Below are 20,528 nucleotides of genomic sequence, written 5' to 3'. Positions count from 1 at the left end.
ATCCGCTAGCGGGCCAGCCGGTCCGCCAGCCAGGAGACGGCCGGGGAACCGGACAGCACACTCGCGGTGATGTGCCCGGTTCCCAGGCTGCTCAGCAGCGCGGGCAGCGCCGGTGTGTCCACGCTCAGTTCGCTGACGTCGGCCCCGTGCGCCCGCCAGCGATCACGCAGGGCGTAGACCACCGAGACGGGGACGGTGTCGTCGTTGACGTTCACCGTCACCATCGCCGGAACGGCGGGCGCGCGCGTGCCGAGCACGAAACTGTCCAGGGCGCAACGGATCTCCGGATCGGCGGACAGCGCGTCCATCAAGGTCTCGCCGGTGGCGGTGTATTCGGTGGTGGAGTGATAGGCCGCGGTGAGCGTGCCGCCCGGCACACATTGCTGCGAAACCCGTTGCACCATTTGCAGTCCCGCCGGACTGAGCAGGGCTTCGACGCGCGGCGCGAGCTCCGGATCGGTCTCGATCAGCCCCGCCACGAAGAACCCGTTGAGGATGGTCATCAAGTTGGAATCGTTGTACCGCAACGTTTCCGCGGGATCGGCCGTCGCCGCACCGGCCACCACGCCGCGCAGGTCCAGTTCCGGCGCATACTCGGGAGCCTGTTCGGCGGCAGCCGCGGCCGCCCCGCCACCCTGCGAATAACCCCAGATCCCGATCGGCGCGGCCGCATCGGCGACCCCGAGCCGGATGGCGGCCCGAGCCGCGTCGAGCACATTGTGCGCCGCCGGCAACGGCTGCATGTACGGGTGCCCGCCGGGCGTCCCGAGCCCCTGATAGTCGGTCACCGCGACGCTGAATCCGCGGTTCAGCAGCAACCAGAGATCGACGAGATCGTATTCGAGCATCGGCATGCCGGTGGCATCCAGCTCGATGGTGTCGGCGAGCAATTTCGAAGGGGCGCAGGCATCTCCACTGCCGTGCGTCCCGATGGCATAGGTGATCAACGGCCGCGGCCCGGGCCCGTTCCAAGCCGCCGCAGGCGTGAGCACCGTGCCGGTGACCGCGACCGCCGCGCCCCGCGCATCGGAACTCCGGTACATGACGCGGGTGGCGGAGCTGACAGGCATCAGCAATGCCAGCCGCGTGAATTCCGCCGCCGAGAACGGCTCACTGCGCAGCAGCTCCCCATTCACCGTGCCGGGCAAGGTATTCGGCGGCAGGTAGAAATCCGCCGCATCGGCATGCGCGGTGTGAACCGATCCGAGCACCGCACCCGCCGAGAGCAGGACGGTGGCGGTCAGGCGTCGAACCCGCCGCAGGTGAGCGTGCATCGCTGAAACTCCGGGGGGACTGCCGATGGAATGCGAACCCCGATGGTAAGCCGACCCGCCGTCGCGATCGCCCGTAATGACGAAATGGCCCCGCCCCGGGTCAGGCGGCCGACCCGGTGGCGATGCGCAGCAGGTCGATGAGCGGTTCCACCGAGACGCCGGGGTCGACCGCGCGCTGTAGACCGAGCCCCACGCCGCTGCTCAGCAATATCAGCGCAGCCGCCTCGGCGGGCATGGCGGGCGCGAGCCCGAAACGATCACTGATCAATTGCAGGGCGGCCGCGAGCGCCGTCCGCACCTGGCTGGCGCCGTCGGCGATATCGGTGCGCACACTCTCGCTGTGCCGCGAGCGGGTGGAGAACTCGATCTCCAGCAGCGTCCAGTTCTGGTCGCCGATAGTTCGCTCGGCCCATTCGCGGAACAGTTCCAGGATGTCGTCCACCGATTCGGCGGCCGCGATCGCCGCCACCACTTCCCCGACCTTGGACAGCCGGATCTGGTTCAGCACCTCCAGGCAGAGCCCGTCCTTGTTGGCGAAGTTGGAGTACACCGCGCCCTTGGAGTAACCGGCCTCCTCGGCGATCTGCTCCAGCGACGCGGCGGCGTATCCGTGCTCCAGGAAATGGCGCGTGGCCACGGTCAACAGCTCTTCGCGCGTGCGCGCCTGTGTCTGCTGTCTGCTCAGTCGCGCCACGGTTGCCTTTCGCCTCGTTACCTCGCCAGCACGGTATCAAAAACCGGCGGCCGCGCTGTCTGGGCCGACCCGTCAAAGGCCGGGGTCGGGGGCACGAAATGCACTCGACGCGACACGCGTGGCGGGCGCGGAAATTCTTGTGCCGCCTACATTGCTGTGCGCCCGTGTTCCGCTATCGTTCATCCAACTATTTCATGCTGCTACTGGCGCGCCAGGGCTGGTTCGTCTCATCCGGAGAGTGTGGCCGGTGCGGCAAGGCCTGACGCGAGCCCCCGACCATGTCCGAAAGATCGAGGGAACGTGCCTGTACCCGTAACTCTTGCCGGCCGTCTGGTACGGCTGGAACCCCTTGCGCCGCAGCATGCCTCGGGTTTATCGGAGGCGGCCGCCGGGAGTCGTGACGACTATGCGTTCACGCCCGTCCCACACGGTGCGGAGGAGGCCTTGGAATATGTGGCCGCCGCCCTGTCGGGGCATGCGTCCGGCACGTCGCTGGCTTTCGCCATCATCGCGATAGCCAGTGGCCGGGTGCTCGGATCCACTCGTTTCACCCGCTTCGACTATTGGCAGGGGCCGCTGGTCTGGCCGCAGGTGCACGGTGCGCCGCAAGGGGATCCGCTGCTGGCGGTGCCCGACGCGGCGGAGATCGGCAATACCTGGCTCTCGCCCGAGGCGCGCGGCACCGGCATCAATCTGGAGTCCAAGCAGCTGCTCCTGCAGCACGCTTTCGACGTCTGGCGGGTCAAGCGCATCGCCATGCGGGCCGATGTGCGGAACCTGCGCTCCCGCTTGGCGATCGAGCGACTGGGCGCGACCAGCGACGGGGTCCGGCGGGCGCATTCGCGCGGGCTGGACGGGGCGGTGCGCAGTACCGCCTTCTATTCGATTCTGGACGAGGAGTGGCCGACTGTCCGGGCCACCATCGAGGAGCAGCTGGCGCAGTCGGCGAACAAGTTCGGCGGGCGGGCCTCGAACGGCCGGTTGATCGACGCCTAGCCGGGGGTTAGCGAGGAATGCGACCGATCGGAAACCGATCGGTCGCATTCGTATTCGGCGACTATACTTTCGGTGTCGCACCACCAAGCCAGCAACCGGCGCGGGGTCGCATGTCGTCCCCCTCGTTCTCGAAGGAGAAGCGCATGCCCGACCCGATGCACACCAAGGTCTGCCTGGCGGATCGCCGGACCGGCGACCCGGTTCTCACCCTCTTCCTGGTCCCCGAACCCCGCGTACCGGGCGCCAGCATCCTGCACCTGCTGGAACAGACGCCGCTCACCGGCCGCGTCCCCCGGCCCAATCCCACGCTCATCGACTGGTTGCAGGGGCATCGCACCCCGGCCATCCGGACCCGATTCGTTGCCTTCACCCCCGGCCGGGCCGACCCGCGCCGGGTGCATTCCGTCCTGCACGACCACTTCATCGCCGATCCGGAGCCGCCCATCGGACTGGATCTGGCGGATCAGGCCGAACTCACCCGGCTGTCGCTGCTCCCCGAGCACGACCTGGGACCCCGGCGCATCGACGACTTCCACGATCGCGCGGTGCGCAGCGCCATGCTCGCCGTCTATCGCCATTTCGGCGTCGATCGGCGAATACCGTTGCTGTACCACGGCTATGCCGCGGCCGAGGACGGCTGGTTCGAGGTACCCGCGGCGCAGGCCTGATCAGCCGAACGGCACCACGGTCAGCAGCCACCACGGCCGGGCCGGCGTCTGGAACTGGAAGCTCTGCACATAGTGCTCGCGCTCGCGACCGGCGCTGGGCTCCACCATGCGCACCGTGCGCTGCTCCGGAACCGGGAGGGCGTCGTCGGCGCCGTTCCAGAGCCGATCCCACTCCGGGATCCGCCGGCACATATTGCGGATCTCGTCGATGCGCGCCGGATCGATCAGCTTCGGGGCCAGTCGCTTGAACGCCGACACCATCAGGCTCGCTTCCGATTCCCAGCTGCCGAGCCGGGTGCGGGCCATCGGATCCAGCAGGATCGCGGTGAGCAGGTTCGCGCCCCGGCCGGCGCCCGGGAAGGTCGCTAGGAAGGCGTCGTTCACTTCCACCAGGTCGAACGCGGCATCGTGCAGGCACGCCGGATGCGGAAAGCTGTGCAGCACCGCGAGATCGGCGGGCGGTGGCCGGGAGGGGTCGAACACCAAGGCAGTGTGCGGTAACCCTCTAATGATCTTCTTCGTGCCGGGTTAAGCCCCATCACAAGACTGGGTACTGTCGCAGAATTTCTGCCATATTGAAGACCTTCTGTTTGGTTTGTTCTGGTCTGTGTATGGGGGTCGGTCGGCACCATGGTGGTGACACGAATCGGGGTGCTCGGCCCGTTGCACATCAGCGTCGACGGCCGGCGGGTACCGCCCGGCGCGCCCATGCAGTGCGCGGTGCTGGGCCGATTGGTCGCCGCGGGCGGCCGGGTGGTGCCGACCGAACGCCTCATCGACGATCTGTGGGCCGGGGATCCGCCCGCCAAAGCCGTTGCCGCGCTGCAGGTCTACATCCACAATCTGCGGCGCATCTTCGAACCCGACCGGCCGCGGCGGGCCCGCTCCCGGGTCATCGTGAGCGAATCGCACGGTTACGCGCTGAATCTGGAACCGGCGCAGGTGGATTCCTGGCAGTTCGAGCAGCTGCTGCACGGGCACGAGGCCGCCATGCGCGACCCCGCCGGACGGCCCGACCCGCTCGAGCAGAGCCGGGTGCTCGATGCCGCGTTGGCCTGCTGGCACGGGGCCGCGTTCGAATCGTTCACCGGAATGCCCTGGGCCGCGCAGGAAGCCGCGCGGCTGGCGGCTCTGCGGCTCACGGCGCTGGAGCTGCGCGCGCAGGTGGCGCTCGACACCAACCGGCCCGCGGAAGTGGTTATGACGCTGCGGCCGGTGTTCGAGGAATATCCCGGGCGTGAGGAATGCGCGCGGCTGCTGGCGCTCGCGCAGTACCGGCTGGGGCAGTCCCTGGACGCGCTCGGCACGGTGCGGCGCAGCCGGGAATTCCTGACCCTGGAATTCGGGGTCGATCCCGGGCCGGGATTGCGGGAGCTGGAGCGGGCCATCCTCACCCATTCCGTCGATACCGAGGCCCCGGTGCCGACCATTGCCGTGCGACCGGTGACGCCGGAACCGGCGCCGTCGCCGGAACCATTGGCGGACAGCGGTTACGGGGAACAGCGCGGCGCCGTGCTGGCCGCCGCCGCGGACGCCGCGGGCGGGCAGGTGCGGCTGGTCTGGCTGGCCGGTGAGGCCGGCGCGGGCAAGACCACCCTAGCCACCGGCGTCGCCGCGCGCCTGGCCGAACAGGGCTGGACGACGGTGTTCGGGCGCTGCCCGGAAGTGGAAGGCGCGCCGCCCGCCTGGGCGTGGGCCGAAGTGCTCACCGGAATGGATGCCGCCGAACCCGAAACCTTCACCGCCGTGGACGCTTTCACGCTCGCGCGCCGGGTGGTGCGGTCCTGCCGGGAACGCACCGGATACGGACCCGTCGCCATCGTCCTGGAGGATGTGCACGGCGCCGACACCGCCACGCTGCAGGTGCTGCGCCAGGTGGTCAATTGGCTGCGCGACCGCCCCATCCTCATCGTCGCCACCCTGCGCGGCACCGAATCCGGTCCCGGCGTGCGGGATACGGCCGCCGCCCTGGCGCTGTTCACCGCCGGCCGCATCGAACTCGACGGACTCGATCTGGCCGGTACTCGCCGCGCCGCCCAGGCCGCGGGTCTCATCGCACTCGACGACCACACCGTCCGCGTGTTGCGTCACCGCACCGGCGGCAACCCGCTGTTCGTCCGCGAGCTGGCCAAACTGGTTGCGGCCCAGGGCTCGACCGACGGCCTTCCCGACACCGTCCGCGACCTGCTCGGCCGCCGCATCGCCCAACTCCCCGCCGATGTCACCGAACTGCTGCGCCACCTGTCGGTCTGGGGCGAGGAATCCGACATCACCACCCTCGCCGCGTACACCGGCCACCCCACCGACACCGTGATCGACCTGCTGGCGACGGCCGAAGCCGCCCGTCTCGTCCGCACCGAACGCTCCGGCCGACTCACCTTCGACCACGCCCTCATTCGCGAGACCGTTTACCACGACATCCCGATCCTGCGCCGGGCCCGAATGCACTGGGCCGCTTTCGAATCCCTCCGCAATCGACCCGGAGCCGACAGCTGTCCCGCGCCGCTCGCCGCCAACGGCGAATCGGGCAGCAGCCCGCGCCTCCACGAAACCGCCGGGCCGAACGGCGCCGCAGCCGAACAAGCGGGATCGGCTGCGCTGGAATCGGATTCGGCGGGACCTCTGGCAGAGTCGCTGCGGGGACGGGATATCGATGCGCTGGCGCATCATGCGGCGCTGGGCGCCGGGGCTGAAAACGCGGCGCTGGCTTTGGAATTCGGGGTGGCGGCGGCGCGGCGGTGTGTGGAGCGGCGGATGCGGGCCGATGCGGTGCGGCGGTGGCGGGCGGTGCTGGCGTTGCACGAGCTGGCGGGGCATGGGGCGGGTGGGGCGAGCCGGGCGGACCGGATCGGGTTGCTGGAGGCCAGATGTGAGCTGGTGACGGCGCTGGCTTACGACGGGCAGCATCTGGCGGCGCGGGAGGAGCGGGAGGCGGCGCTCGCGTCGGCGGAGTCGATCGGGGGTGTGGAATTCGTGGCGCGGGCGGTGACCTGCTGGCCGACGCCGCTGATCTGGTCGGTGGTCGATTGGCATACGCCGGATCCGCGATTGCGGGGGCCGCTGCGGGCGGCACTGCGCGCACCGGGGCTGCCGGTCACGACGCGAATTCTGCTGCTGGTCACCAGTGTTTTCGATCAGGCGCTGGAGGATCCCGAAGGTGCGCGGGAGGCGGCCGCGGATGCGGTGCGGCTGGCGGAGCCGCTCGATGATCCGGAGCTGTTGTGCACGGTGATCAACGCGCAGGCGTTCGTGGCGTTCGCGTCGGGGACCTTCCTGCGGGCGCACGAGCTGAAAGGCCATGCGGCGCGGATGCTTCGGATCGCCGAGGCGGCTCACCTCACCGAATTCAGCGCGCTCGCGCACTATCTGCTGTTCCGGGCGGAGCTCGCCGATGCGCGGCTGGTGGTGGCGGCGGGGCATGCGCGCAGTGCGGGGGAGTACGCGACGGACGGGCAGTTGCGGCATCTGCTCGATGCCATCGCGCCGTTCGGGGTGCTGCTGGAACTCATGCGCGGGAATGTGGCGGGGGTGCTGCAAGCCATGACGGAAGCGCCTGCGGCCGAATCGGATTCGGGTACGTGGGCCGAGAATGTGATCGACGGGCACTCGCGGGATCCGAACGCGCTGCACATCGGCATCGCGGTCGCCATCGGCTGGATGCGCGGGAATCTCTCCGACTACCTGGAGGAACTGCGCGAACGCAGCGCGGTCAAACCCGAACTGTTCAGCTACGGGTACGCGCTGGCGCTGCTGCACGCCGGGCGCGAGGACGAGGTGCGTGCGGTGCTGGCCACCGAACCGCCGATCGGACCGCACTTCTGGAACAGCTTCACCGCGGTGCGGGCGCGGATCGCCATCGCCCTCGGTGATCTGGATACCGCACGCGAGCTCTACGACCTGCTACTGCCGTTCGCGGGCACGGTGGCCGGGCTGGAAACCGGGGCGTCCGTGCTCGGACCCATGGACGATGTGCTCGCCGACCTGGCCGCCGTGCTCGGTGACCGCGCCCGCGCCGACGCGCACCGCGCCGACGCCGCCCGCCTGCAAGCCGCCATTCGCGCCGATCTGGACCAGCTCGCGGCCGAGGGCACCGGCATGCTGCCGGCCATGCGCATGGGACGCGCCCGGGGCTGACCGGTCCGGCGTTCACCGCAATCACGGGTAGCCGTGCGTTGCGTTCCCGCCACGCTGTGCGATTCCTGTGGAGAAATTGTGCGGAAGTGGCGTGACGCAAGCGATTCGGGAACCCGGGCGGCGTCGCGCGCGTCGGAATAGGGGAGTGGCCGGATCCGGCCAGGGGAGAGGAGAACCGGGTGGACGCGAAGAAGCGAGCCCCGCGCCGCTGGGCGATATCCGTCGGCGTGCTGGCGGTCATCGTGGCGCTGGCCGTCGGCGGCGTGGTCGGGGTCGGGCTGTGGCATCGGCGCGGTGACGCCCCGGTGCTGGCAGGCGAACGGCTGCGCAGTTTCCCGGACGTGGATCGCAGCGGATTCGACGAAACGCAGGGCCGCATCGTGGATGTGCTGACGGGCGAATTCGACGCGCAGCACGCCGGCACCAAGTATTCCGAGGGTGTGGACGAACCCTGGTGCGCGGATTTCGTGAGCTGGGTGATGCGCGAAGCCGGGCGCCCGCTGGCCAATCCGAATTCCGGATCCTGGCGCATTCCGGGCGTTTACACCCTGGAGGACTACTACCGGGGGCAGCAGCGTTTCGAAGCCGCGAATTATCTGCCCAAGGCCGGTGACGTGGTCATGTACAGCGAGACCAGCGCCTTCCAGCAACACACGAATATCGTGATCGCCGCCGATCCCGCGGCCGGCACCATCACCACGGTGGGCGGCAATGAATTCGGCCAGATCACCATCCACCGCTACAACCCGAGCCTGATTTCCGGACTGGTCGGTTACGGCCGATTGTGAACACGCCGGTTCCACATATTGGAAACGCCGGAGACGGAGGGTAGGACTCCACGGATTAACCGCCTACGATGGTGGACGGCGGCGCCCGGCAGCGTCGCCGTTAGATCCCTGTCCTGCTGCCCCCTCATCGGCAGGACAGGGGTCCCCCGCCCGACGAAAGTGCATGGATGACGCCGTCCCCTGAACCGACTTGGATCGATTACGCCGAATTCGGCGAACGTTTCGTGGCGGCGGCGGTGACGGAATCCCGCATCGAAGCGGCGGTGGCCGGGACGGCCGGACGCGGAATGACCATCGGCCCCTTCGGAATCGGTCCCGCCGGGCTCGCCAGCTTCGTGGCCAAGGGCAGCGTCGGCAAACCCACCATCGTGCGCCGCGGACCGCATGTGCACTTCGACGTCATGCTGCCGGTGAAACTCCGGGTCGACGTCACCCTCGGCGGGCAGCGACTACGCGTCGAAGCCGTGGTCGAGATCGATCTCAGCATGCACGCCCGCACCGCCGACCCGCTGCTGGTGGTCATCGACATACCGCCGGTGACCAGCCGGGACGTCAGCTTCGTCATGCGCGCCCAGGCCATCGGGACAGCGTGGGAGGTGCTGCTGGACCCGATCGCGAAGCTGGTGCAGCGCGAGGTCGCCAATCGGATCAACGGCATTCTGGCCGACCCGGACGCCCAGCGCGGGCGCACCTTCGACGTGGAAGCCATTCTCAACGGCGTGAAATCGCCATATCGTGGCAGCCCGGCCCACGAGTGGATCGACTACGGCGAGTTCGGGCACCGCTTCTTCGAACGCATCGTGACCGCCGAACGGGTGCGCGACGTGGTGGAAGCCATGGCGGGCAAGCCGATCGAGGTCGGTCCGCTGCGTGCCGGGCCGGGCAACAAGGCCCAGGTGGCGGTCAAGGGCACGGTGCGGGTGCCGCGGGTGGCGGAGAAATCCGCGGCGGGCGAGTCGCCGCGGACCGAGCCGCGCATCGCGGAACTGCCGAAACTCGAGGTCGAGGAGCCGGCGCCGGACGAGCACGATCCGGCGCTGATCAACTTCGAGCTGACCATCCCGGTCTCGCTCGACATCACCGTGGATGTGCTGCAGTCCAACCACTATCGCGCCGAGGTGCTGGTGCCGGTGGCGCTGACCGCCCGTGCCGCCGACCCGTTGCTCATCGTCATCGATGCCGCCCCGCCGCGCGCGGAGGACATCGATCTGGAGATGAAGGCAACCGGCTGGCGCGCCGCCACCCTGGGCAAGCTGGCCGGGATGCGCAAGCAGGTCGCCGCGCAGGTGGCCGCGGTGGTGCGGGCCGAGGTCGCGGACACCTCGCGCCGGACCATCGACGTGGCGGCGCGGCTGAACGGAACCCGCGTCTGAGCGGGTTTTCGCATGTGACCGATTGCGCACATGTGAGACGTATGGTGCCAGTGAGCCGTGTGCGCCTGGCGATTCCAATGTGAATATGGTGAAATGAGGGACGTTCATCCGGGCTCCCCGGCGCGCAGATGATGATCTTGCTCATCATCGGGGAAGGTGCGCCGGGCACGCCGCTTTTGGTTCCACCGGTCTTCGCGTGAATTCGCGCAAACGACCGGCAAGTTCGATCGGCGAGTGTGCGAAGGAGTTCCTTGATGCGTTCTGCCCGTGGCCATGTCAGCCGTCGTGACTTCCTAGCCGGGGCGGCCGCAGCAGCCGCCGGAATCACCGCGGGACTCACTCTTCCCGGCGCGACAGCATCCGCTCGGCAATCACTCGGCACCCTGCTCGACTATGCGGGCGGCGTGCCGGATGCCGCGGCCATCAGCGATGCGGGGCATATGGGCGTCATTCGCTACGTCTCCGACCGCCGGCCGGGCGCGGAGTGGATGGAGGGCAAGCCGCTGCTCGCGCGCGAAGTCGACGCGCTCGCCGATGCGGGGCTGTCCGTCGTGTCCTGCTACCAGTTCGGGAAGGGGCAGACCGCCGACTGGCGTGGGGGATTGGAAGCCGGAATCCGGCACGCCACACGGGGACTCGTGCTGCACAAGGCCGCGGGCGGCCCCGACTCCGCACCCATCTACGCCTCGATCGACGACAAGCCGAGCCAGGAAGAGTTCGAGACCATGATCGAGCCCTACCTGCGGGGCTGGGAAACGATCCTCGGTCGCGAGCGTGTCGGCGTCTACGCGAACGCACCGACCATCGATTGGATTCGCGACGCCGGGCTGGGTTCGCTGTTCTGGCAGCACAATTGGGGCACCCCGGCCGGGTACGTGCACCCGGCCGCGCAACTGCACCAGTTCGAGATCGACAAGCGCGCCGTCGACGGTATCGGAGTCGACGTCAACGCCGTGCTGCACCCGAACTACGGGCAATGGTGGTGACTCCGAACTCTGGGACTCTCGTCCCCCGCTGCCTTTCGGCAGCGGGGGACATTTTTATGTAGGACAAATGGAGTGTCTAGGTCTGGCAGTGGCAGGTCGGGTCATCGCGCAGGTCCGGCTCGTCCGCGACCACGCGCAGGATGGCGCGCGGTTCGTGGTCCTCGTCGCGCCCTTCGCTGAACGCCTGCCGGTCGCCCTGCCACGAGAACATGGACCAGCGCGACAGTCCGGAGAACAGGGAGCCCAGGCTCGCGAACGAGCCCGAGGAGATGATCGAGCCGAAGGATCCGGCCGAGCCGATCGACAGCACCGAGCCGACCGAGCCGATGGACAGGATCGAATAGGCCGAGCCGATCGAGAGGGTCGATCCCTCCGAGCGGATCGACAGAATCGACCGACGGGATTGCACGCCACGCCAAGAATTCTTCACAGCGGCCATATCTAGCGGTCTACCACAGCCGGGTGTGGTTTCCCAGCGTGACAACTGATTTCGCGCGATTCGGGTAACTCGCCGGGGACGTCCAGGATTGTTTCGGCACTCGACCGCCGGCACGCGTTGCCGACGGTCGACGGCTCTCAGCTGGGCGCTGAATATTCGGGGAGGCGGTCAGGCGACGGTGAAGAAACCGGCCGTCGGGAGGAACGAGCAGGTGATGGGCTGGTCCTCGGCGCTGGCCTGGGTGGTCAGCGAACCCGAGACCACGGCGACCACGCGGCCGGAGCCGGTGTTCACGATGGCCGACAGGGTGGCCGGGCCATCCGGGTTGATCTTGGCCTCGTCGGTCAGGTTCTGGATGCCGGACTGGCGGGTGTCCAGGTTCAGCCACTGCACGGTCATCGGCGGGTTCTGCACGGCGGTGGGCTGCTTGGTGCCCAGCGCGGTGAACACGAACCCGGTCTGACCGGCGGCCGGTCCGGGCGGCGGCAGGGTGGCCGGGCCGCCGACGGCGAGCGCGGTGCCGACCGAGTCGCCGGAGGAGGAGATGCAGCCCTTGCCGACGGTCGGCCACAGGAACTGGGAGATGACGGGACCGTCCTGCGGAATGTCCACGCCGCCACCGCCACTGCCGTCCAAGAAGGTGATGATCTTGTTCAGCGTGTCCTTGATGGACTGCGGGAGGTTCAGGGTGGTCAGGATCTGGCGGGCCTGATCCAGAATCGCCGCCTGCGGGCCGGCGGCCGCGATATCGGCGGGACCGGCGGCCGCACCGATGATGGCCGGAACCAGCGAGGCCAGCGCCTCGACCGGAACACCCTCGGGGATCACCGGGATATTCGAGGTGGCCTGCGGCGCGGGCGATGCCGGCGCGGCGGCGGCTGTGGTCGGCACGACGATGGTGGCGCAGGCCGCCAGGGCCAGCGCGGACATTGCGAAGCGCGTTCCTCGGGTGCGAAGCACTGGTGTAGCCGTCCTTACCTCGGGTACATCTAGCAGCGATGGAGACATCGCTCCGCGCCACTCTAGGGACCGGGCCGCCTTGTTGTACAGCCACGGTGTGATCTTGGCGTCCTCGACTTTGCTCACGCTATCGAACAACCGACCAATTGCACTGTTACCCCTGTGGTCAGTGATGCAAATGTTACAGCGGTTACGCACACTGCACGACTATTTCCGGCTTGAACTAGTCTTACCGGCGTCCACACGCCCGCACACCGAAAGTACGAGCCGTGCACCGACACTTCCGCCTGGCTGCCGCGGCACTCGGTATCTCGGTACTGATCCGCCTGCTGTGGATGCTGCTCTCGAAAAACGGCATGAATCTGGTCGACCTGCACGTCTATGTGGACGGCGCGGCCGAACTGCCCAGCGGTCACCTCTACGACTTCACCTACGCGGTCGACACCCCCGATTTCCCGCTCCCGTTCACCTATCCGCCCTTCGCGGCCATCATCTTCTTCCCGCTGCATTTCCTGCCCATCGCGGTGACGGCGGTGCTGTGGCTGCTGGCGGGGGTGGCGGCGCTCTACGGCATCGTGTGGATTTCCCTGGAGCTGCTGCTCGGCCCCGCCGCCATGACGGAATCGCGGTGGCGGACAACGGCGGTGGCCTGGACCGCGCTGGGCATGTGGCTGGAACCGGTGCGCAACACCCTCGACTACAGCCAGGTCAATCTGTTCCTGGCGCTGCTGGCCATGTTCGCGGTGCGCAGCACGGTGTGGTGGGTGTCGGGCGCGCTGGTCGGCCTGGCCGCCGGGATCAAGCTGACGCCAGCGGTGACCGGACTGTATTTCGCGGCGCGGCGGCAGTGGCTGGTCGTGGCGTGCTCGGCGGCGGTGTTCTTCGGGACCATCGCGCTGAGTTTCCTGGTGGTGCCGGGGGAGACCCGCAACTACTTCTTCGACCTGCTCGGGGACGCCTCGCGCATCGGGCCGGTGGGCACGGTGTGGAATCAGTCACTGCGCGGCGCGATCAGCCGCATCCTCGGTCACGACGTGGTGTCCGGGCCGATCTGGCTGGTCACGGTGGTGATCACGGCCGTGCTGGCGTTCCTGGCCTGGCGGGCCCTGGAAAAGGACGACCGGCTGGGGACGCTGCTCATCGTGCAGTTCTTCGGGCTGATGGTCTCCCCGATCTCCTGGTCCCACCATTGGGTCTGGCTGATCCCGGCCCTGCTCTGGCTGCTGTACGGCCCGTGGCGCACCGCGGCCGGCGCGCGCTGGGTGGCCGGCTTCTGGCTGTTCGCCGTCGGTATCGGTGTGCCGTATCTGCTCTCGTTCTTCCAGCACGACATCTGGACCATCTCCCGCCCGGGCTGGCAGGCGTGGCTCGCCATCTCCGGCCCGGTCGCGGTGGTCGTGTTCTATCTGTGGGTGATCCGCACCGGCCGGGTCAGCTCTGCACGAACAGCCGATCGATCTCCCGAGCCAGCGCCGCATCCAGCGCGGTGAGCCCGCCGGCGTCATGGGTGGAGAGCGTGAAAGTGACTCGGCGCCAGCGAATGTCGATATCGGGATGGTGATTTGCGGCTTCGGCGGCGACGGCCACCCGGCGTACCAATTCGATGCCGGCCAGGAATGACGGGGCTTCGTAGGTGCGGGCGATGCTGTCCCCGGTACGGGTCCATTCGGGCAGTTCGGTGAGGGCCTTGGCGATCTCGTCTTCGGACAGGAGTGCGCTCATACTCCCGGTCTACTCCGGACTCACGCCGCGCGTGCGGCTTTGAGGCCCTTCTTCAGTTCCTTCTTGCCGCAGCAACCCGACGCTTCGAGCTTCTTCATCCGCATGATCACGACGGGGCATTTGAGGCACCGCGTCTTCTTGCGGCAGCACTTCTTCTTCGGCTTCAGACTCGAAACGTCCTTCGCCTTCACCTTGCCCATGTTGGTTAGCTTAACCTAAGTCGCACGCGCTAAACGTGTGACTTGGGACCCCCGGTAATGTGTAGCTCGCCGCATGCCCGGTGGAAGTTCGCTATGTCATCGAAGACAGTGCCCCCATGCATGTACCTACCAGGTCCCGGCAACAAAACTTTGCAGCAGGAGGAATCTAACGTGTCGTCTGTCGAGTTCCGCAACGTCGCCATCGTGGCGCACGTCGACCACGGCAAGACAACACTGGTCGACGCGATGCTGCGGCAGGCCGGTGTCTTCGGTGAGCGTGCCGAGGTAGTGGACCGGGTCATGGACTCCGGTGACCTCGAGCGCGAGAAGGGCATCACCATTCTCGCCAAGAACACCGCCGTGCACCGCCACAACCAGGACGGTTCCGTCACCGTCATCAACGTGATCGACACCCCCGGCCACGCCGACTTCGGTGGCGAGGTCGAGCGCGGTCTGTCCATGGTCGACGGCGTCGTGCTGCTGGTGGACGCCTCCGAAGGCCCGCTGCCGCAGACCCGTTTCGTGCTGCGCAAGGCCCTCGCGGCCTCGCTGCCGGTGATCCTGGTGGTCAACAAGACCGACCGTCCGGACGCGCGCATCGAGGAGGTCGTCGAGGAATCGCACGACCTGCTCCTGGATCTGGCCTCCGATCTGGACGACGAGGCCTCCGAAGCCGCCGAGTTGGCGCTGGACCTGCCGGTGCTCTACGCCTCGGGTCGCGCGGGCGTGGCTTCCACCACACGCCCGGAGAACGGCACCGTGCCGGACGCCGAGAACCTCGACGAGCTGTTCGACGTGCTGATGAAGTACGTCCCCGCCCCCAAGGGCGATGCCACCAAGCCGCTGCAGGCGCACGTCACCAACCTCGACGCCTCCCCGTTCCTGGGTCGTATCGGCCTGGTGCGCATCCACAACGGCACGTTGAAGAAGGGCCAGAACGTGGCCTGGATGACGCCGGAGGGCACCAAGAACGTCAAGATCACCGAGCTGCTCAAGACCATCGGCGTCGAGCGTCAGCCGGGTGAAGAGGCCGTGGCCGGTGACATCGTCGCCATCGCGGGCATTCCGGACATCATGATCGGCGACACCCTCGCCGACCCCGAGAACCCGGTTGCGTTGCCGCGCATCACCGTCGACGAGCCCGCCATCTCGGTGACCATCGGCACCAACACCTCGCCGCTGGTCGGCCGGGTGTCGGGCCACAAGCTGACCGCGCGCATGGTCAAGGACCGGCTCGACAAGGAACTGGTCGGCAATGTGTCGCTGCGCGTGCTCGACATCGGCCGCCCGGACGCCTGGGAGGTGCAGGGCCGTGGTGAGCTGGCGCTGGCCATCCTGGTCGAGCAGATGCGCCGCGAAGGCTTCGAGCTGACCGTCGGCAAGCCGCAGGTGGTCACCAAGACCGTCGACGGCAAGGTGCACGAGCCGTTCGAAGAGCTGACCATCGACGCGCCGGACGAGTACCTGGGCGCCGTGACCCAGCTGCTGGCCGCCCGCAAAGGCAAGATGGTCCAGATGAGCAACCACTCCGCCGGGTGGGTGCGCATGGAGTTCATCGTGCCCTCGCGCGGTCTGATCGGCTTCCGTACCGACTTCCTCACCGAGACCCGCGGCACCGGTATCGCCAATGCCGTGTTCGACGGTTACGCCCCGTGGGCCGGCGAGATCCGCGCCCGCCACACCGGTTCGCTGGTCTCCGACCGCAACGGCTCGGTCACCCCGTTCGCCATGATCCAGCTGGCCGACCGCGGTCAGTTCTTCGTGGAGCCGGGCGCCGACACCTACGAGGGCCACGTGGTGGGCATCAACCCGCGCGCCGAGGACCTCGACATCAATGTCACCCGCGAGAAGAAGCTGACCAATATGCGGTCCGCCACCGGTGACGTGCTCGAGACCCTGGCCAAGCCGCTGCAGCTGGATCTCGAAGGCGCCATGGAGTTCTGTGCCGCCGACGAGTGCGTCGAGGTGACCCCGGAGATCGTGCGCGTGCGCAAGGTGACGCTGAGCGCCACCGATCGCCAGCGTGAGACCTCGCGCCGCAAGGCGCGCGATCGCGCCGCCGCGCAGTAGTAACAGCAGTAGATCGAACAGTCGCCCCGGCCGTTGTGACGGCCGGGGCGACTTCGGTAGGTGACGACTGATTTCGCGCGGTCCGGGGTAACTCGTCGGGTACGACCAGAATTGGATCGGCTCTCAACCGCCGGCACGCGTGCCCAACGACGACGGCTCTCAGCTGCGCGCTGAGTATTCGGGGAGGCGGTACAGTGCGCGACGTGAGTATGGGGGCCTTCGGGCGGCGCGCATCGTGGCGTGCGGTGATGGTGTTGGTCGCGACGACGCTGGCTGTCGCGACCGGCTGCACCGCGAATCCGCCGCCGCCGATCGAGAGCACCGACAGCCCGAAGACGACGGCGGCCAAGCCGACCAAGACATCCGTCGTGGTGGCCATCGACGACATCGGGCTCGGGTTCAATCCGCATCTGCGGTCGCAGCAGTCGCCCGCGACGGCGGCGGTGGCATCGATGGTGCTGCCCAGCCCCTTCCGGCCCGCGCCGACGCCCGGCATTCCGGGCGGCACCGACTGGGTGCTGGATCCCTCGCTCATGGTGTCGGCGGATGTGACCGTGCAGGAGCCGTTCACCATCACCTATCAGCTCAAGAACGAAGCCTCCTGGTCCGATGGCGCGCCCATCGCCGCCGAGGACTTCCGCTACCTGTGGCAGCAGATGATCACCCAGCCCGGGGTGGTGGATCCGGCCGGGTACCGGCTGATCTCGGATGTGAGTTCGTCGGCGGGCGGCAAGACCGTGACCGTCACCATGAACGAGCCGTATCCGGCCTGGCGGCAACTGTTCGCGGATCTGCTGCCGCAGCATCTGGTCAAGGATTCCGGCTTCGAACAGGGCCTGGTGGAAACCATTCGAATCTCCGGCGGGCAGTTCCGGATCAAGCAGGCCGATCGCGGCCGCGAGGAGATCCTGCTCGAACGCAATGACCGGTACTGGGGCAAACCCGCTGTGCCGGACCAGATCCTGATGCGCCGCGGCGGCACCTACGCGCAGGTGGCCGAGTCGCTGCGGGTCGGCGACGCGCAGATGGCGCTGGTGCACGGCGGCGTCGCGCTGCAGGCGCAGCTGGCCGCCATCCCGTCGGTGCGCACCGCGGTCATGGCGCAGTCGCGGGAAATGCAACTCGTCCTCAATGGCCGCAGCGGCGATCTGGCCGATATCCGGGTGCGCAAAGCCGTACTGGGACTGCTGGATCCGGTGCTGCTGGCCACCGTCGGCGCGCAGACCGGCAGCTGGGTGGAGCCGGTGCGGGCCCAGGTGCTCACGCCGTCCGATCCCGGATACACCCCGACCGCGCCGCCGCGGCTGAGCCTCGAGGAATCGTTCGCGCTGTTGAACGAGGCCGGATTCGGCCGCGCGCCCGAGACTCCCGGCACCGGTTCGCCGACTTCGCCCGCGCCGCAACCGCGTCCGCTGGCCAAGAACGGGAAATCGCTGACCATCCGGATCGGCGCGGTCGAGGGTGACGACGCCTCGCTCGCGGTGGCGAACACCGCCGCCGATCAATTGCGCAGCGCCGGAATCGATGTCATGGTGCGCAGCGTTTCCGCCGCCCAGCTCTACGGCAAGGATCTGACCGACGCCGGCATCGATGCCCTGGTGGGCTGGGAGCGCGCCGGTTCCGATCCGGCCACCGTGCTGGCCTCGCGCTACGGCTGCCCGCCGGTGCAACCCACCGGCACGGACGGGGATTCGACCGTCGCCGACGCCGCCAAGAAGGCGCCGTCGAACCTGTCCGGCGTGTGCGATCCGACCCTGCAACCCGCCATCGACGCGGCCCTGCGCGGCATCGACACCGCCAAGGTGATCGCCGAGGCCGAACCGAAACTGTGGGAGCTGTCCACCGTGCTGCCGATCGTGCAGGACACCCAGGTGGCGGCGGCCGGGCCGCGGGTGGACGGGGCCTCGCTGAGCGGGGCCATCCAGACCGGCATCTTCGGCGATGCCGCGAACTGGCGGCGGATCCCGTGACGACTTCCGCACCGACCGGCGGGCTGCTGCTGGTGCACGCGCACCCCGACGACGAATCCATCACCACCGGCGGCACCATCGCGCACTATCGCAAGCGCGGGGTGCCGGTAACCGTGGTGACCTGCACGCTCGGCGAGGAGGGCGAGGTGATCGGCGACGAGTACGCCCACCTGGTCGCCGCCGAGGCCGATCAGCTGGGCGGCTACCGCATTCTCGAATTGACCCGAGCGCTGGCCGCATTGGATTGCGCCGCGCCGCGCTTCCTGGGCGGCGCGGGCCGCTGGCGGGATTCCGGGATGGCCGGGACGCCGTCGGCCCGCAATCCGCGCGCCTTCGTGAACTCGGGGGACGCGGCGGTGGACGCGCTGGTCCAGGTGATCCTGGAACTGCGCCCGAACGTGGTGGTGGGCTACGACCCGCGCGGCGGTTACGGCCATCCGGACCATATTCGCGCCCACGAGGTCACCATGGCTGCCGTGGACGCCGCCGCCGACTGGGGCTGGGAGGTCCCGAAGGTCTATTGGACCGTCACCGACGGCGCGGTGCTGGGCATGCACACCGAGGCGCTCAAACGCCGCACCGTCGATCAGCTGCCGGGCGCCCTGCCGCGCGGCTGGCGGCTGCCGCACGACGGCGAATTGGCCTGTGTGCCCACCGAATCCGTCACCACCACGGTGGACGTGTCGGACGCGCTGGCCGCCAAGCGTGCCGCCCTGCGCGCGCACGCCACCCAGGTGACGGTGGCCCCCTCCGGGCGCGAGTTCGCGCTGTCCAACGACATCGCCCAGCCGGTGCTGCCGGAGGAGCACTACATTCTGGTGCGCGGCCGGCGAGGTCCGGCCGGTCCCGACGGCCGCGAACACGATCTGTTCGCCGGGCTCGGCTCCGAAGTGAGAGACTGACCGCATGTACAACTGGGATCTGCAGAATGCGATCGCGGCATTCGTCGAGAGCCAGCGGCCCAACTTCCCGGCGCAACACGAGCTGTACCTGTCGGTGCTGTACGCGTTCGTCGATATGCAGAGCCACCTGCTGACCCTCCTCGGCTTCCCCCCGGTCGCGTGACGACGGCCGTCAGCGCCTCCGAGCGCACCGAGTCGCCGTTCGACACGCCGCCGCTGCGCGGCTGGCTCAATGCCGCCATCGCCGGGCTGCTGGTGCTCGACGCCCTGGTGACGCTGGTGCTCGAAGTGCTCTTCCTGCCGATCTACGCGGGGCAATCCAAGCTGAACGAACCGCAGCAGTTGCTGGCCGCGGCGTCCTCGCTGGCAGCGGGCGTGGCCGACGGCGCGGTGCCACTGCCGTTCACGGCGCTGGCGGCGGCGGTGATCAATGTGGCGCTGGTGGCCGGGATGGCGGTGGTGTCGCCGCGGATCTCGGTGATGGTGCTGCCGCTGACGGCCTGGACGCTCGGGTTCCTGGTGCTGGCCAGCAGCGGGCCGGGCGGCGACATGATGCTGATGAGCGATTGGCCGACCCTGCTGCTGTTCGTGTGCGGGCTCTTCCCGGCCGGGCTGTACCTGTATTGGCGCGCCACGTCCGGATTCGGTTCGCCCGCACGCTGATTCGCCGCTGTGCCGCTCGTCGCATCGCGCTCGGGTTCGCCCTCCGCCGATGGCATGCTGGTGGCCGGGGGACGAAGGAGAGATGCGATGACGGGTTCGGCTCAGGATGTGGCGCGGCGGTTCCGGTGGACCCGGCGGTTACAGCGCTATGTACTGAATCCGCCCATGCGCTTGCTGGTGTCGGCCGGACTGGTGGCCGATCACGCGATCCTCGAGACGGTCGGGCGCAAGACCGGCAAGCGGCGGTTGAACGTGGTGTCGGTGAAGCCGGACGGGCGGACGCTGTGGGTGGTGTCCGAGCACGGCCGCCGGGCCGGATACGTGGCGAATATCGGTGCGCAGCCGCGGATCCGGGTGCGGTTCGGGCGGCAGTGGTATCCGGCCACGGCGACTTTGCTGCCGGAGGATGACGCGCGCGCCCGGCTGGCCGACAATTGGTCGCAGGAGTCGGCGCGGCGGGCCATCGAACGCTTCGGGACCGCGCTGATGACCATTCGGATCGACCTGGACGAACCGCCCCGACCCTAGAAGTTTCTTCCGATTCTTCCCAATTGTCGCGAATCCGTATGCGATTCGGGATGATTCCGTTACCCTCACGCGGAGGGAAGCGTGCCGAGCCGTCTCTTTGCGACAGCCCGGCACGTGGCGGGGAACGCGTTGGCTTGAGCGGGAAGATCGACTGTGGGCAC

Annotated in this window: 20 protein-coding genes; 13 read left to right on the top strand and 7 right to left on the bottom strand. The window is 68.5% G+C overall.

What is annotated here, in order from left to right:
• Positions 1-5: 5 nt before the first annotated feature.
• Positions 6-1,274 (bottom strand): lipase family protein, encoded by a 1,269-nt coding sequence (locus tag LTV02_RS21505; protein WP_233033288.1) that lies wholly within the window; start codon positions 1,272-1,274, stop codon positions 6-8.
• A 100-nt stretch (positions 1,275-1,374) separates the two neighbouring features.
• The gene (locus LTV02_RS21500; protein ID WP_233033287.1) at positions 1,375-1,911 is read right to left on the bottom strand and encodes a TetR/AcrR family transcriptional regulator; all 537 of its coding nucleotides are present in this window, start codon (positions 1,909-1,911) and stop codon (positions 1,375-1,377) included.
• On the opposite strand from LTV02_RS21500, the gene LTV02_RS21495 reads away from it, so the two are divergent.
• Together LTV02_RS21495 and LTV02_RS21490 are read left to right on the top strand one after the other, a co-directional pair.
• Complete coding sequence (locus LTV02_RS21495) at positions 1,897-2,964, top strand: GNAT family N-acetyltransferase (RefSeq protein ID WP_233041653.1); 1,068 nt, start codon at positions 1,897-1,899, stop codon at positions 2,962-2,964. The two genes, LTV02_RS21500 and LTV02_RS21495, sit on opposite strands and share 15 nt — an antisense overlap.
• A 143-nt stretch (positions 2,965-3,107) precedes the next feature.
• Positions 3,108-3,632, top strand: coding sequence for a hypothetical protein (locus tag LTV02_RS21490; RefSeq protein WP_233033286.1), 525 nt, complete (start codon positions 3,108-3,110; stop codon positions 3,630-3,632).
• Here the strand turns inward: LTV02_RS21490 and LTV02_RS21485 are convergent, their stop codons facing one another.
• Positions 3,633-4,115: an MmyB family transcriptional regulator gene (locus LTV02_RS21485; protein ID WP_233033284.1), complete on the bottom strand. Its 483-nt coding sequence runs from the start codon at positions 4,113-4,115 to the stop codon at positions 3,633-3,635.
• 147 nt (positions 4,116-4,262) lie between these two features.
• On the opposite strand from LTV02_RS21485, the gene LTV02_RS21480 reads away from it, so the two are divergent.
• From LTV02_RS21480 to LTV02_RS21465, 4 genes are all read left to right on the top strand, one after another.
• Positions 4,263-7,766, top strand: coding sequence for a BTAD domain-containing putative transcriptional regulator (locus LTV02_RS21480; protein ID WP_233033281.1), 3,504 nt, complete (start codon positions 4,263-4,265; stop codon positions 7,764-7,766).
• Positions 7,767-7,945: 179 nt separating this feature from the next.
• Complete coding sequence (locus LTV02_RS21475) at positions 7,946-8,554, top strand: CHAP domain-containing protein (protein ID WP_233033279.1); 609 nt, start codon at positions 7,946-7,948, stop codon at positions 8,552-8,554.
• Between the two features lie 167 nt (positions 8,555-8,721).
• Positions 8,722-9,927 carry a hypothetical protein gene (locus tag LTV02_RS21470; protein ID WP_233033277.1) on the top strand — a complete coding sequence of 402 codons (1,206 nt, stop codon included), beginning with the start codon at positions 8,722-8,724 and terminating at the stop codon, positions 9,925-9,927.
• A gap of 254 nt (positions 9,928-10,181) precedes the next feature.
• Positions 10,182-10,913, top strand: coding sequence for a DUF1906 domain-containing protein (locus LTV02_RS21465; RefSeq protein ID WP_233033275.1), 732 nt, complete (start codon positions 10,182-10,184; stop codon positions 10,911-10,913).
• Between the two features lie 76 nt (positions 10,914-10,989).
• Here LTV02_RS21465 and LTV02_RS21460 read toward each other — a convergent pair whose 3' ends face one another.
• Both LTV02_RS21460 and LTV02_RS21455 read right to left on the bottom strand, forming a co-directional pair.
• A complete protein-coding gene (locus LTV02_RS21460; protein ID WP_233033273.1) occupies positions 10,990-11,352 on the bottom strand; it encodes a hypothetical protein in 363 nt (120 codons plus the stop codon).
• 168 nt (positions 11,353-11,520) lie between these two features.
• Positions 11,521-12,282: an Rv1157c family protein gene (locus LTV02_RS21455; protein ID WP_233033271.1), complete on the bottom strand. Its 762-nt coding sequence runs from the start codon at positions 12,280-12,282 to the stop codon at positions 11,521-11,523.
• Positions 12,283-12,581: 299 nt separating this feature from the next.
• Here LTV02_RS21455 and LTV02_RS21450 point away from each other — a divergent pair, with 299 nt between their 5' ends.
• Positions 12,582-13,802 (top strand): mannosyltransferase, encoded by a 1,221-nt coding sequence (locus LTV02_RS21450; RefSeq protein WP_067721778.1) that lies wholly within the window; start codon positions 12,582-12,584, stop codon positions 13,800-13,802.
• On the opposite strand, the gene LTV02_RS21445 is transcribed toward LTV02_RS21450, so the two are convergent.
• The gene (locus LTV02_RS21445; protein WP_233033269.1) at positions 13,744-14,034 is read right to left on the bottom strand and encodes a 4a-hydroxytetrahydrobiopterin dehydratase; all 291 of its coding nucleotides are present in this window, start codon (positions 14,032-14,034) and stop codon (positions 13,744-13,746) included. The genes LTV02_RS21450 and LTV02_RS21445 overlap by 59 nt on opposite strands.
• Before the next feature lie 20 nt (positions 14,035-14,054).
• Positions 14,055-14,234 carry a hypothetical protein gene (locus LTV02_RS21440; protein WP_084522846.1) on the bottom strand — a complete coding sequence of 60 codons (180 nt, stop codon included), beginning with the start codon at positions 14,232-14,234 and terminating at the stop codon, positions 14,055-14,057.
• Positions 14,235-14,405: 171 nt separating this feature from the next.
• Here LTV02_RS21440 and typA point away from each other — a divergent pair, with 171 nt between their 5' ends.
• The 6 genes from typA (at position 14,406) to LTV02_RS21410 (ending at position 20,367) form a co-directional block, all read left to right on the top strand.
• Positions 14,406-16,304 carry a translational GTPase TypA gene (gene typA, locus LTV02_RS21435; RefSeq protein ID WP_233033267.1) on the top strand — a complete coding sequence of 633 codons (1,899 nt, stop codon included), beginning with the start codon at positions 14,406-14,408 and terminating at the stop codon, positions 16,302-16,304.
• A 209-nt stretch (positions 16,305-16,513) separates the two neighbouring features.
• Positions 16,514-18,274: an ABC transporter family substrate-binding protein gene (locus tag LTV02_RS21430; RefSeq protein ID WP_233041652.1), complete on the top strand. Its 1,761-nt coding sequence runs from the start codon at positions 16,514-16,516 to the stop codon at positions 18,272-18,274.
• Positions 18,271-19,176 carry an N-acetyl-1-D-myo-inositol-2-amino-2-deoxy-alpha-D-glucopyranoside deacetylase gene (gene mshB / locus LTV02_RS21425; RefSeq protein ID WP_233033258.1) on the top strand — a complete coding sequence of 302 codons (906 nt, stop codon included), beginning with the start codon at positions 18,271-18,273 and terminating at the stop codon, positions 19,174-19,176. Before LTV02_RS21430 ends, mshB begins: the two co-directional genes overlap by 4 nt.
• 4 nt (positions 19,177-19,180) lie before the next feature.
• Positions 19,181-19,339 carry a hypothetical protein gene (locus LTV02_RS21420; protein ID WP_169815458.1) on the top strand — a complete coding sequence of 53 codons (159 nt, stop codon included), beginning with the start codon at positions 19,181-19,183 and terminating at the stop codon, positions 19,337-19,339.
• Complete coding sequence (locus tag LTV02_RS21415; protein ID WP_233033248.1) at positions 19,336-19,839, top strand: hypothetical protein; 504 nt, start codon at positions 19,336-19,338, stop codon at positions 19,837-19,839. Before LTV02_RS21420 ends, LTV02_RS21415 begins: the two co-directional genes overlap by 4 nt.
• Before the next feature lie 87 nt (positions 19,840-19,926).
• Positions 19,927-20,367 carry a nitroreductase family deazaflavin-dependent oxidoreductase gene (locus tag LTV02_RS21410; RefSeq protein ID WP_233033247.1) on the top strand — a complete coding sequence of 147 codons (441 nt, stop codon included), beginning with the start codon at positions 19,927-19,929 and terminating at the stop codon, positions 20,365-20,367.
• Positions 20,368-20,528 lie beyond the last annotated feature (161 nt).

Source organism: Nocardia yamanashiensis, from assembly GCF_021183565.1.
In the GTDB taxonomy this organism is placed as follows: domain Bacteria; phylum Actinomycetota; class Actinomycetes; order Mycobacteriales; family Mycobacteriaceae; genus Nocardia; species Nocardia yamanashiensis.
The sequence above is the reverse complement of the archived record's forward strand: the minus strand, read 5'-3'. Positions and strand labels throughout refer to the sequence as shown.